The organism is Erwinia sp. 2186 (assembly GCF_057812255.1).
In genome coordinates, this window is the sequence record NZ_CM173824.1 from 2,450,498 (window position 1) to 2,463,300 (window position 12,803).

Annotated in this window: 13 protein-coding genes; 6 read left to right on the forward strand and 7 right to left on the reverse strand. The window is 52.4% G+C overall.

Features of this window, described 5'->3' with window-relative positions; genetic code table 11:
• Window positions 1–5: 5 nt before the first annotated feature.
• A complete protein-coding gene (locus tag ACXKZG_RS11360) occupies window positions 6–773 on the reverse strand; it encodes an SDR family oxidoreductase (RefSeq protein ID WP_053143023.1) in 768 nt (255 codons plus the stop codon).
• A gap of 362 nt (window positions 774–1,135) precedes the next feature.
• Between ACXKZG_RS11360 and ACXKZG_RS11365 the strand changes: the two genes are divergently transcribed.
• Together ACXKZG_RS11365 and ACXKZG_RS11370 are read left to right on the forward strand one after the other, a co-directional pair.
• Entirely contained in the window at window positions 1,136–1,843 is a 708-nt protein-coding gene (locus ACXKZG_RS11365; RefSeq protein ID WP_013202240.1) for a FadR/GntR family transcriptional regulator, read from the forward strand.
• Between the two features lie 84 nt (window positions 1,844–1,927).
• Window positions 1,928–3,181: an enolase C-terminal domain-like protein gene (locus ACXKZG_RS11370; protein WP_013202239.1), complete on the forward strand. Its 1,254-nt coding sequence runs from the start codon at window positions 1,928–1,930 to the stop codon at window positions 3,179–3,181.
• Window positions 3,182–3,184: 3 nt separating this feature from the next.
• On the opposite strand, the gene ACXKZG_RS11375 is transcribed toward ACXKZG_RS11370, so the two are convergent.
• Entirely contained in the window at window positions 3,185–3,709 is a 525-nt protein-coding gene (locus ACXKZG_RS11375) for a GNAT family N-acetyltransferase (protein WP_013202238.1), read from the reverse strand.
• 343 nt (window positions 3,710–4,052) lie between these two features.
• On the opposite strand from ACXKZG_RS11375, the gene proX reads away from it, so the two are divergent.
• Window positions 4,053–5,051, forward strand: coding sequence for a glycine betaine/L-proline ABC transporter substrate-binding protein ProX (gene proX / locus ACXKZG_RS11380; RefSeq protein WP_488876214.1), 999 nt, complete (start codon window positions 4,053–4,055; stop codon window positions 5,049–5,051).
• Window positions 5,052–5,122: 71 nt separating this feature from the next.
• On the opposite strand, the gene ACXKZG_RS11385 is transcribed toward proX, so the two are convergent.
• Both ACXKZG_RS11385 and ACXKZG_RS11390 read right to left on the reverse strand, forming a co-directional pair.
• Window positions 5,123–6,592, reverse strand: a complete 1,470-nt coding sequence (locus tag ACXKZG_RS11385; protein ID WP_053143030.1) for a catalase — start codon at window positions 6,590–6,592, stop codon at window positions 5,123–5,125.
• A 100-nt stretch (window positions 6,593–6,692) separates the two neighbouring features.
• Window positions 6,693–7,499: a DUF1460 domain-containing protein gene (locus tag ACXKZG_RS11390; RefSeq protein WP_488876215.1), complete on the reverse strand. Its 807-nt coding sequence runs from the start codon at window positions 7,497–7,499 to the stop codon at window positions 6,693–6,695.
• A 240-nt stretch (window positions 7,500–7,739) separates the two neighbouring features.
• On the opposite strand from ACXKZG_RS11390, the gene ACXKZG_RS11395 reads away from it, so the two are divergent.
• Entirely contained in the window at window positions 7,740–7,949 is a 210-nt protein-coding gene (locus tag ACXKZG_RS11395) for a DUF2767 family protein (protein ID WP_041692010.1), read from the forward strand.
• A gap of 101 nt (window positions 7,950–8,050) precedes the next feature.
• Here ACXKZG_RS11395 and ACXKZG_RS11400 read toward each other — a convergent pair whose 3' ends face one another.
• Window positions 8,051–8,683, reverse strand: a complete 633-nt coding sequence (locus ACXKZG_RS11400; RefSeq protein ID WP_488874851.1) for an HD domain-containing protein — start codon at window positions 8,681–8,683, stop codon at window positions 8,051–8,053.
• Between the two features lie 114 nt (window positions 8,684–8,797).
• On the opposite strand from ACXKZG_RS11400, the gene ACXKZG_RS11405 reads away from it, so the two are divergent.
• Window positions 8,798–9,754, forward strand: a complete 957-nt coding sequence (locus ACXKZG_RS11405; RefSeq protein WP_488874852.1) for a GlxA family transcriptional regulator — start codon at window positions 8,798–8,800, stop codon at window positions 9,752–9,754.
• On the opposite strand, the gene ACXKZG_RS11410 is transcribed toward ACXKZG_RS11405, so the two are convergent.
• Complete coding sequence (locus ACXKZG_RS11410) at window positions 9,744–10,223, reverse strand: Hcp family type VI secretion system effector (RefSeq protein ID WP_346567310.1); 480 nt, start codon at window positions 10,221–10,223, stop codon at window positions 9,744–9,746. The genes ACXKZG_RS11405 and ACXKZG_RS11410 overlap by 11 nt on opposite strands.
• 209 nt (window positions 10,224–10,432) lie before the next feature.
• Window positions 10,433–11,125, reverse strand: coding sequence for a hypothetical protein (locus ACXKZG_RS11415; protein WP_346567308.1), 693 nt, complete (start codon window positions 11,123–11,125; stop codon window positions 10,433–10,435).
• Between the two features lie 598 nt (window positions 11,126–11,723).
• Here ACXKZG_RS11415 and ACXKZG_RS11420 point away from each other — a divergent pair.
• Window positions 11,724–12,749 (forward strand): LLM class flavin-dependent oxidoreductase, encoded by a 1,026-nt coding sequence (locus tag ACXKZG_RS11420; protein ID WP_488874853.1) that lies wholly within the window; start codon window positions 11,724–11,726, stop codon window positions 12,747–12,749.
• The last annotated feature ends 54 nt before the right edge of the window (window positions 12,750–12,803 follow it).

Below are 12,803 nucleotides of genomic sequence, written 5' to 3' on the forward strand. Positions count from 1 at the left end.
GACGGTTACAGCGTGGCCAGCCAGCCACCATCGACATAGATGATTTGGCCGTTGACGTAATTAGAGGCGTCAGACGCCAGGTACACGGCGGTGCCAATCAGTTCATCGGGTTTTCCCCAGCGGCCGGAGGGGTTGCTGTTGCGCACCCATTGATCGAACTCAACGTTATCGACCAGCGCCTGGTTCATATCGGTAAGGATGTAGCCGGGACCAATCGCATTACTCTGGATGTTGTACTGCGCCCATTCAGCGGCCATTGATTTGGTCAGCAGCTTGATGCCGCCTTTCGCCGCGGTATAAGGCGCCACCGTGGCGCGGGCGGCCTCGCTGGTCAGCGATCCGATATTGATAATTTTGCCGCCGGTTTTGCGGGCGACCATACGTCGGGCGGCGGTTCGGCCGATCAGAAAGGCGCTGGTCAGGTTTACGTCCAGCACGCGCTGCCAGTCACTTAACGCCAGCTCAAGCATCGGCTGACGGAACTGAATGCCGGCGTTGTTGATCACGATATCGACATGAATATCCCGATCGTCGAGCTCCTTAAACACCGCTTCGACCGCGTCTTCATCCGCCACGTTGAACAGGAAGCCATGCGCATTGGCGCCCTGTTCCTTCAACGTGGCCAGCGCCGTCTGCATATGGCTTTCCTGGGTGCCGTTCAGAATGACCGTTGCACCGGCAGCGGCCAGTCCCTGTGCGTAGGCCAGTCCCAGACCGCGAGTTGAACCGGTAATCAGCGCGGTTTTGCCGCTGAGAGAGAACAGTGAAGACATAATCACTCCTGAAAAACTTCATGTAACATGACTAACAAGTTGTGTTTTTAGATCTACGTGAGGCGAGGTAGTTGAGCAATCTACAGGTTAAGAAATTGTAGCCCCGATCACAATAATCTGTGGTGTGGCCACTTTATGCCTTGAATATAGCCTGTAAAAACAGGGTGATGAGGCGGTTTTGTGATTCACTTCACAGTCTGGCACAGTGAAAAACTATTCCTTGCCAGAGAGATATTGGGAGTGCTAAAAAGAGATTCGGACTTGTAGGACAAGCTGATGGTCGACGTCAATCATGCTGTTTTGCTGGTATCAGCAAGCCAGCAGAATAGAATGGCGACATTAACCAGCAACAGGGGAAAGACGTGACACTGGAAAGCGTGCAGAAGCATAACGTGGTGAACGTTATCTACGAGCAAATGAAAAAGAATATCCAGGACGGCGTCTGGGAGCCCGGCTGCAAGCTGCCTTCCGAGTCAGAGCTGACGCAGACCTTTAACGTCAGCCGCGTCAGCGTTCGCAGTGCCGTACAGAAGCTGCGCGATCTGGGCGTGGTGATCACCCATCAGGGCAAGGGCACCTACGTCACCCGTGAGATCGCCCGCTATGGCGCGTTCAGTGACAACCAGCCGATCCTGCACCTGTCGCAGGAAGAGTTTGATGATATGCGGGTGTTTCGTCAGACCGTGGAATTCCGCTGTATGGACCTGGCGGTAGAGAAGGCGACGGATGAGGACATCCGCCAGCTGGAGCAGGCCTTAAACCGCATGCTGGTCAGCAAAGACGACTATAAGAAATATTCGCAGGCCGACTATGATTTCCATCTGGCAATCGTTAAGGCGTCGCATAACAAGGTCTTCATCCATGTGATGGAGTCGCTGAAGAACATTTATATCCATTACCTTGAAGAGTTAAACCGGGTACTGGGGATCACGCTGGAAAGTGTTGAAGCACATATCAAAGTGTTTATGGCACTGAAGAATCGCGACGCGACCACCGCCAGCGAGACGTTAAACAATGCCATGGCCCACAACGTGGACGCGATTACAGAAGTGAAGCTGACAGAGAAATAACCTTAAGAAAACCTCGTCATGAGGTTTTTATTTACCTCTAACATGTAGGACATCATACATCATTGCGGTGATCCGGAGAGACTTATGGAAACGTTGAAAATTACCAACATTAAAACGCTGCTGACCGCCCCGGGTGGTATCGACCTGGTGGTGGTGAAAGTGGAAACCAATCAGCCGGGATTGTACGGCCTCGGCTGCGCCACCTTTACCCAGCGCATTTTTGCCGTGGAAGCCGCAATTGAAAACTATATGAAGCCGTTCCTGATTGGTAAGGATCCGCTGCGCAATGAAGACATCTGGCAGTCGGCGGCGGTCAGCGGTTACTGGCGCAGCGGCCCGGTGATGAACAATGCGCTTTCGGGCGTGGATATGGCGCTGTGGGATATCAAAGGGAAGGTGGCCGGCCTGCCGGTGTACCAGTTGCTGGGCGGACGTTGCCGCGACGGTATTCCGCTCTACCGCCACTGCGATGGTGCCGATGAAGTCGAAGTGGAAGATAACATTCGCGCCAGAATGGAAGAGGGTTATCAGTATGTCCGTTGCCAGATGGGCATGTACGGCGGTGCCGGCACTGACGATCTCAAGCTTATCGCCGGTAAACTGGCGAAGGCGCGCAATATTCAGCCGAAGGTCTCCCCGCGTTCGCAGACGCCGGGCATTTATTTCGATCCGGATGCTTACGCCCGCGCGGTGCCGCGTCTGTTCGACCATCTGCGCAACAAGCTTGGCTTTGGCGTCGAGTTTATCCACGATGTGCATGAACGCATCACGCCGGTCGCGTCAGTGCAGCTGGCCAAGAGCCTGGAGCCCTATCAGCTGTTCTTCCTCGAAGATCCGGTTGCGCCGGAAAATATCGACTGGCTGAAAATGATCCGCGCACAGAGCAGCACGCCGATCTCGATGGGTGAGCTGTTTACCCACGTCAACGAGTGGAAGCCGTTGATTCAGCAACAGCTGATTGATTATATCCGTTGCCACGTTAGCACCATTGGCGGCATTACCCCGGCGAAAAAACTGGCCACCTATGCCGAGATCCACGGCGTGCGCACGGCCTGGCACGGACCGGGCGATATCTCGCCGGTGGGCGTGGCAGCCAATTTGCATCTGGATATGAGCGTCACCAACTTCGGAATTCAGGAATATACGCCGGTGAATGATGCGCTGATGGAGGTGTTCCCGGGTTGTCCTGAAATCGATCGCGGCTATGCCTACCTGAGCGATCGTCCGGGACTGGGCGTCGATATTGATGAAGAGAAGGCGAAACGCTTCCCGGTGACCGGTGGCTTGCCGGACTGGACTAACGCACGTTTGCCGGACGGCACCGCCGCCCGACCATAACGCTTAGCGATCCTGAGGTATCGTGGTGTCGCCTTCACCCAGCGTGCATTGCATCATCACGGTATCTACCCAGCGACCATGCTTAAAGCCCACGGATTTCAGTACGCCGGTCAGCTCAAAACCCAGCGAGCGGTGCAGGGCCAGTGAAGCCACATTTTCACTGTTGCCGACGACGGTCATCACCTGCCGGAATCCGGCTTCCTGCGCCTGGCGCAGGCCTTCACCGAGCAACGCGCGGCCAATACCGCGTCCGGCGCAGTCAGGATCGAGATAGATCGAATCCTCCAGCGTAAAGCGATAAGCATAACGCGGGCGGTAGGGCGCCAGGTAGCAGTAGCCGACAACCCGGTGCTCTTCTAATGCCACCAGCCAGAATCCTCCGCTTTCCTGTACTTTCGCAAGCCTTGCCAGCATCTCATCCGCAGTAGGCGGTTCGGTCTCAAAAGTCGCCAGTCCATTAAGGACGTGCCACGCATAAATCTGCTGTATTCCTGCAACATGAGCGGCTTGCGCCGTAACAATTTCCATGAGTTTCTCGTCGGTTGGCTGGTCTGCGCACTATCGTAACGCTGATCGGTTTTTTCCGGCAGAGGTGGCACGCATAGGAAATTCTTATGACGTGGATCGGGCTAAAGACCGGGGTCTGAGAGCCGGACATTTCCGGTTGCCTCAGAATTTCACTGTGGTAGGGTATACCCCGTTAAATATATTGCGGCACTCCCTGATACGTTATTCATGAAATAACCCTCACTCAGCGCAGCAAATATTTACCCAAAAACTGCCAGAGTGGCTGTTGTTATTTGTAAGAGAGTGGCGTGATTTTTTCTTCTATTTTTAGTGTTAATACCTAAAAAAATAAAAAGGACTCATCATGCGAACCAGCGGAATTTTGACGTTAGCCATTACAACCCTTGCCAGTGCATCCCCAGCGTTCTCGGCAACGTTACCAGGCAAAGGTGTAGTGGTTAACGCCGTACAGAGTAGCTTGCCGGAAGAAACCTTCCAGACCGAACTGGTTAACCGGGCCTTACAGGCCTTAGGTTACGACGTTCAACCGATCAAAGAAGTGGATTACAACGTGGCCTACACGGCGATTGCCAGCGGTGACGCCACCTATATGGCGGTCAACTGGGATCCGCTGCAAAAGGACATGTACGCCTCAGCAGGTGGCGACAATAAATTTTATCGTCAGGGCACCTATATTTCCGGTGCGGCGCAGGGCTATCTGATCGATAAAAAGACCGCGGATAAATATCATATCCACGATATTTCGCAGCTGAAAGATCCCAACATCGCCAAATTATTTGATGCCGATGGCGATGGCAAAGCTGACCTTGCCGGCTGTAATCCTGGCTGGGTATGTGGCTCGGTAATCAGCACCCAAATCGAAGCGTATGGCCTGAGTAATACGGTGGTGCAGAACCAGGGAAATTATTCCGCGATTATCGCCGATACGCTCACCCGATTTAAGGCCGGCAAGCCGGTGCTTTATTACACCTGGACGCCTTACTGGGTCAGCGATGAACTTAAGCCAGGGAAAGATGTGGTGTGGTTAACGGTTCCGCATTCTGCTAATCCGGGTAGCCAGAAAGATCTGGATACCACTTTACCCAACGGCAAGAATTACGGCTTCCCGGTGAACAACGAACATATCGTTGCTAACAAGGCCTGGGCCAAGGCGAATCCGGCCGCGGCGAAGCTGTTTGCGGTGATGAAGCTGCCGCTGGCGGACGTGAATGCGCAAAACCTGCGGATGCATGAAGGACAGGGCAGTTCCGATGATATCGACCGTCATGTGGATGGCTGGATTGCCTCCCATCAGGCGACGTTCGATGGCTGGGTGAAACAGGCTGCTGCTGCCGCCAAATAACGCCGTTTCGCCGTGCGTTAAGACAAAAAAAATGGCCTTCGCAATGAAGGCCATTTTGTTATTTAAGACGATTAGCTGCGTTTCGCCCGTTCATCCGTGACCTGCTGAGCAATGCGGTCGCCGATGGTCTGGTCGATATTGCGCCAGTATTCAAAGGCGCGCGACAACACCGGTTCCTCAACGCCATTCAGCAAATGGCCGGTAACGTTACTCACCAGACGATCGCGTCCCGCCTGATCCATCACCTTATTGATCAACGTATTGGCCTGGCCAAAATCGTCATCATCGCGGCGCAGGGTGTAAGGCGCGCGCACCATCTCACCGCTGGACGGCCAGGTGGAGTCGGTCGGATAACGATCGCCATCCGCCACCGGACCACCTTTGGAGTTAGGCGCATAGACCGGATCGGACACCGGATTCATGCGCATGGCGCCATCTTTGCTGTAGCTGTTCACCGGCGAGTGCGGAGCATTAACCGGGATCTGCTTGTAGTTGACGCCCAGACGCGCACGGTGCGCATCAGCATAAGAGAACACGCGGCCAATCAGCATTTTATCCGGGCTCAGTCCAATGCCGGGCACCAGGTTGTTCGGCTCAAAGGCAGCCTGTTCAATCTGCGCATGGTTATCCGTTGGGTTACGGTTAAGGGTTAATTTGCCCACCGGGATCAGCGGATAATCGCTGTGCGGCCAGACTTTGGTCAGGTCAAACGGGTTAAAGCGGTAGGTTTCCGCTTCGGCAAACGGCATGATTTGCATATGCAGCGTCCAGCTTGGGAACTGGCCGTTTTTGATCGACATGAACAGGTCGCGGGTATGGTAATCACCGTCTTCACCCGCCAGCTTGTCGGCTTCTTCCTGGGTCAGGTTCTCAATACCCTGATCGGTGTGGAAATGGTATTTCACCCAGAACTTCTCGCCCGCCGCATTCACCCACATATAGGTATGGCTGGAGTAGCCGTTCATATGGCGCCAGTTTTTCGGAATGCCGCGATCGCCCATCAGATAGGTCACCTGATGCGCTGACTCGGGTGACAGCGACCAGAAATCCCACTGCATATCGTTATCGCGCAGGTTGTTATCCGCACGACGCTTTTGCGAGCGAATAAAGTGCTGGAACTTCATCGGGTCACGGATAAAGAACACTGGCGTGTTGTTGCCCACCATGTCGTAGTTGCCTTCGGTGGTATAGAACTTGATCGAGAAACCACGCGGATCGCGCCAGGTATCCGGGCTGCCGCGTTCACCGGCAACGGTAGAGAATCGCATCACCAGATCGGTTTTGGTTCCCGGCTGGAAAACGGCGGCTTTGGTGTACTGGCTGACATCATGGGTCACTTCAAAGTGGCCAAAGGCACCGCTGCCTTTCGCATGCGGCTGGCGTTCCGGAATGCGTTCACGGTTAAAGTTCGCCATCTGTTCAATCAGATAGTGATCGTGGAGCAGGACAGGGCCATCCGGCCCGACTGATAATGAGTATTCATCGCTGGCAACCGGGATGCCAGCATCAGTGGTGGTAGGTTTACGTGGATCATTGCTCATTGTTGTCTCTCCGACTTATCGTTTCATCTTGCAGATAAAGATAGAAGAGATAAACAGGAATGCACATCCACAGACTGATTAAGGGCATTCGCTGCGCAAATCAGTCAGACCGCAGCACAACGATTCCCGGTTTCGACTGCATATATTCGATAAAAGACGAATCCACGACTTTTCTGTTTGCGGCCAGCGAAGAGGCATTTCTGAACCACACCTTACCGTCGTGGCGAACCACAATCCCGACATGTGAAACATCCAGTCCGCTGAGTGGGGAGAAGACACCGACATAATCGCCGGGTTTCAGCCGGTTGAGCAGGTGTTCATTAATGGCCTTGCCGGGAACATAGTTGATTTTACGTGGATGAACGCCAAGGCCGGCAATGTATTCGCCACCGTCGGCTTTGCGGTTAAGTTGCTTGTTAGCGACGAGAAAGTCCGGACTGATCTCGGGCGTGACGTCGCGGGCATTGCGTGGGACGGTGGCGAACCAATCAGTAAAGAAGTGCCGGCGGCTGAGGTAGTCGACGTGCCCCCCGGCATAGCGGATTTTGACAAGGTTATTCAGGAAGGATTTTTGGTCGCGGCTTCGGGTCAGGGCTTCCACGTAGTCGATCAGGGTAAAGCAGTCTACATGGTTGAAATTGGCGACAAGCACTTCCGGGGTATCAGCTCCGCCAATCAGCGTGTCGGCCTGATAGGGCGTGCCGAGAAAGGCTGACGATACCCGGCTGATGACTTCACCGTGGCTTTCACCGGTTGAGGGAATAACGTCTGATTGGAGTATCCGCTGTATGTTTTCAGACGTGACGTTATCGATGAGGGTAGGATATTTTGCTGTTTCTGAGCCGGCACAAGCGGTCAGGAATAATGATATAACGAGAACTGCCCCTGTATTTATCTTCATTTTCATGTCCTTGAAAAGTAAAAAACGCCTTACCTTCACAGCAAATGCTTTGCGTGGCGAAAGAAAAACAACACTGGTTGAGTTTTCGTTGATAAATCACGGCACTGATGCTGAAAAATGCGATGTTCATCACCTGGCGAGACTGCATTAAGTTTTTACAAAGTATGTCTCAACTTGTTTTGCATCTGATTGTTTGCCAGGTTTAAGCCATTAAGGTCTAACCGAACCAGCGACAGGAAATGAATGATGAAACGCGATGTGCTGAGTGAAGAGTATTACGATGAAGTGTGCCGGGTGATTGGCGATGCGGTGATTGTGCTGGCAGAAGGGGGTTTCGACACCGATCGTAAGGTGTTGTCGAATCTGCTGTTAAAGACCCGGCAGGGCCGATCGGATGCCGACCGTGATGAACAGAAGGTGCTGGAACACGCTATCCGGCTGGTGAAGCCGGACTGATCACCGCCCGCCGAGACTGACCTGCCCTCTGCTGCAAGACAACGTTTACGTGAAATCCCCCTTTTGACTGAAAGCGACTTCACGTAGCGAGCGCCGTGCCGTTAACCTCTCCAGCGCGACTGGCGGATCACCTGACAGAAATTCCCCGGCGTAAAGCCTGCTTCCTTATCTTTAATCACGTCCGCTTTCACGTTGCCGAAGGTGGTTTGCGGCTTGTGCTTAATGCCGTCATAAAAGGCCTGAATGATCGCTTCTTTAAAGGCCTCAGGGCGCGGATGCAACGCGGTGACCGCCGCAATTTCCTGCTCGCTGTAATTCTCATATCCCATCCCCAGCACATCCATCTCCACGCCGGCAGTGACCAGTGCGATCTCCGGCGCCATAAATTCCGGGATACCTGGCGTGGTGTGCAGGGCAATCGCCGTCCAGACCTTATCAATATCGGCCTGTTCAATGCCGTGGCGCTGCAGGAAGTCCCGCGCTGCGTTAGCACCGTCCACTTCAAAACGTTTGTCGCAGCTACAGTGATCGTGAGTTAACCCCATATCGTGGAACATGCAGCCGACGTACAGCAGCTCGCTGTCGACCTTTAGCCCGCGCTGATGTCCCGCCAGCGCGCCCCAGTAGTAAACGCGGCTGGAATGGTGAAACAACAGTTCGGATTCGGTATCGCGCACCAATTCGGTGACTTCTTTCGCCATCTGACTGTCTGGAACGTTAATTGACTGGTTCATGATTTTCTCGCCTTGGGATTGTGTTTAAGCAGTATGCTGTGCATCATAAATGACTTAAAGCGACTGATTAAGACGATACGGGACATTCCGGCAAACCCGGACACCGGAGGAATAATGAACAGTGACATTGCCATTCTCGCCGTGCCTGGCGTACAGATGCTGGATGTCTGCGGCCCGCTGGACGTGTTTGCCGAAGCGAACCGCATTCTGCAACGCCAGGTGTATACGCCGGTAGTGATGTCATTTTCCACGCCGGTGCTGCGTTCCTCTTCCGGCGTCCGCCTGACCGCCGATCGGCTGCTCAGTGAATCCGCGGATTACTCGCCGCAGACCTTCTTAGTGGCTGGCGCACCCGGTATCACCGACATCATTGCCGAGCCTCAACAGCTGGACGCGATTAGCGGGCTGTGCCGGCGAAGTCAGCGATTTGGTTCGGTGTGCAGCGGGGCATTATTGCTGGCACAAACGGGTCTGTTGCAGGGCAAGCGGGTGACCACGCACTGGGCCTGCGCCAGCGAGCTGGCCAGCCGTTTCCCGCAGATCAGCGTCGATGCTGATGCGCTGTATGTTGCCGATGGCCCGATCCGCACCGCAGCGGGCGTCACTTCAGGTCTCGATCTGGCGCTAAGGCTGGTGGAGGAAGATTTGGGGCGGGACGTCGCGCTGGAGATCGCCAGTAACCTGGTGATGTTCTTCCGCCGACCGGTGAGTCAGAATCATTTTATGCGCGGTGACAATGTCACTCTTTCCGGCCGTTCATCCTTTCAGGAGCTGCTGCGTTGGTGCGCCAGCCATCTCGATAAGGTGAAAAATGTCGCGGTGATGGCAGAGCATATGAACGTCAGCGAGCGCCACCTTTCCCGGTTGTTTCGTCAGACGTTGGCCCTTTCCCCGGCGCAATGGCTGGAAAGGGAGCGCGTGGCCAGAGCGAAGCAGCTGCTGGAGCAGGGGATGGCCAGCAAAACCCTGGCCGGAGAATGCGGTTTCGCCAGCGTTGACGTTATGCGCCGAGCCTTTGTCAGAGTCACCGGCATGACGCCGGGTGTCTATGGACGGTTGTTTACGCGGTAATGCGTTGATTCCAAGTGTCACGGTAAATTATATTACCTTCCGTATACTTCCAGGTAATCGCTTCATATCGGAGCTCAATATTCTCCAAATGAGTGCTTGTTACACCATTGGGATGTAAATACGGTGAGATCGACGTTATCTTTACATTATCAAGGTGGATGTTGAAATATTCAGTTTCGACTCCTGTATCCAGGATTCTATACATTCTTATTGTGGCCGTTCGGAATGTGCGTCCCTCGCAGAGAGCACGAAATAGAATAGGGGTGGTTTGATCGAAATCTTTTTGCATAACAATAGGTGTATGCACTCTTGTACCAGTTAATTTCCCCCAGTTAGGATCCACTGGAATAGAAACATTGTGCGTAACGGACTTTAGTTCAATTGAACCAAGCCGAGCTGACATTAAACACCCACCTACGACAGGTGAGCCATTTTCATCAGTAAACCAAATGTGAGCTGGAGTTGACATTATTTAATATCCTTTTAATTATTTGGAGAGTAAAAATACGGTAATTAACATCAGAACAAGGAATATTCCTATAGCCCGCATAGCAATATCTGGGAAGTAATGAGCAATGAAAGCACCAAAAATAATCGTTAGTATTAATGGGATGTAGGTCCATGCGAAATATGATAATTGCTGCTTGAACCATTTTCTCAAAAATGCAATCATATTTTCTACCTCACCAGACTGGCTATTGCATTGGCGATGTCATTTTCAGAGAGTATGTTTGAGATGAATACGTGCGCTTTAATGAACATAGGCTCCACCAAAAAATACATCATCTCTAACTTGCGCATATACAAGGCCAAGTGATATGCCGGACTCATGGCCAGCAATCTCTCAGCGCTATCGGCCGCTTGCTGGATGTATCCGTAACTCCCTAAAGCCATGCCAGCAAGACCTGATACATTACCTACTTTCCTGACAATTCCGGCGCTCATATTAGAGCCAAGGCAAATTGACATAGTCACAGCCAGAGCAAATGACTGGGTGGATAAGGAGCTGACTGATATGTTTACATTCAATCTAATTAAAAATTTCTTAATTAGTTCTAACTGTTGCTGATTTTTGTTTTTTAAAAGTAATTCAACATAAATGAGAATAAGTTCCGAAATGATTCTGCGATCTTTAAATAGTTGATACAATCCTTCAAAGAAGCGCACGTCCTCTTCCTTCAATTTGGTGCAGACATCCTGATAGTTATCAGTGAAGCATGAGGTATAATAGGCCATACGTGTGGCACCATCCTCAATCCTGTTTGCTTGCTCAATAACCTGTTGTTTTACGCCGGAAAGAGCACTCTCCAGCTTTAGGGAAAGAATTTTATCACTCGCCATTTTACTCATAATGGCTTCGCTATAATACATAACAATATCCCTCAGTTAGTTATCCATTTTTAACTTATAGGCTTATAATTTAACATGGTCTGAAAACTAATCAGGTGAAGAAGTTTGATTCGCAAGATTCTGGAATGGATGTTGGGAAGGCATCAGGCTGCTCCTTGTTTAATAATAATCCTAAGCTCGATCAATTCGCGAGGTACGCGCACTTGCAGTCAAACAAAACAATATCAGCTAAAGCCAGTATTTCAAGGTTTTTTATTTCCAATTTCATCGTTAAAAGTTAAGGTTACTGCTTGTTGGTGAACTGTGGGAATTGATATAACCAATCTTTATGTTTGGGTTTGAATTAAATTCACGGCTAATAATTTAAAGTGCAATTTTATACCGCCTGGGAAAGCCCCTATCATCATTAAAGTGATAATTAACGGCCCAGAAGCCCGTGTTGGGTGATCTTATGGGGAAGGGCTTTTAATGTCACCGGACATCATTTCACATCCTCCAAGGCCCGCGAGCCCAACCCGATAAAAGATTGATACAGTCAAAAGCTTGCAAGCTACGGGTATTCAGCTTCATTCTGTCGGACGCATTACCACTTTTAACTCTGAAACAAGGCACTCCGGTCATGAAAAAAATTGGATTTCTGTCATTTGGACACTGGACGCCGTCACCACAGTCGGCGACGCAATCCGCTTCTGATGCGCTGTTGCAATCCATCGATCTGGCGGTGGCAGCAGAAGAATTAGGCGCTGACGGTGCCTATTTCCGCGTTCACCATTTTGCCCGCCAGCTCAGCGCACCGTTCCCGCTGCTGGCTGCGGTCGGCGCGAAAACCAAACGTATTGAGATTGGTACCGGCGTCATTGATATGCGCTACGAAAATCCGCTGTATATGGCCGAAGATGCCCGCGTGGCGGATCTGATCAGCGGCGGCCGTCTGCAGTTAGGTATCAGTCGTGGATCGCCGGAACAGGTAATTGAAGGCTGGCGCCATTTTGGCTATGCGCCGCAGGAAGGGGAAAGCGATGCGGATATGGGGCGTCGTCATACCGAGCGTTTGCTGGAAGTGCTGAGCGGCGAAGGCTTTGCGAAACCTAATCCACAGCCAATGTTTCCTAATCCGCCTGGCCTGTTACGGCCGGAGCCCTTCTCCGAAGGACTGCGTGAACGCATCTGGTGGGGATCCGGTTCTAACGCCACCTCGGTATGGGCGGCGAAGCTGGGTATGAACCTGCAAAGCTCGACGCTGAAAGATGATGAAACCGGCGAGCCGTTCCATATTCAGCAGGCCAGACAGATCCGCGCCTATCGCGCCGCCTGGCAGGAAGCAGGGCACACGCGTGAGCCACGCGTTTCCGTCAGCCGCAGCATCTTCGCTTTGATGAATGCGACAGATCGCGCCTACTTTGGTGCCAGCCGCGAAGGTGGCGATCAAATCGGTTATCTGGATGAGAAAACCCGCGCCATCTTTGGCCGTAGCTATTCAGCCGAGCCGGAAGCGCTGATTGCGCAGTTAGCGAAAGATGAGGCGATTGCGGAAGCGGATACGCTGCTGTTGACCATCCCGAACCAACTGGGCGTCGACTATTGTGCGCATGTGATGGAGTCGATTCTGAAACATGTCGCGCCCGCGTTGGGCTGGCGCGACTAGTTCGAACAAATCAGAGAAAGGTTGCGTGCTGAAGGCCATCGCCTTCAGCGAGCC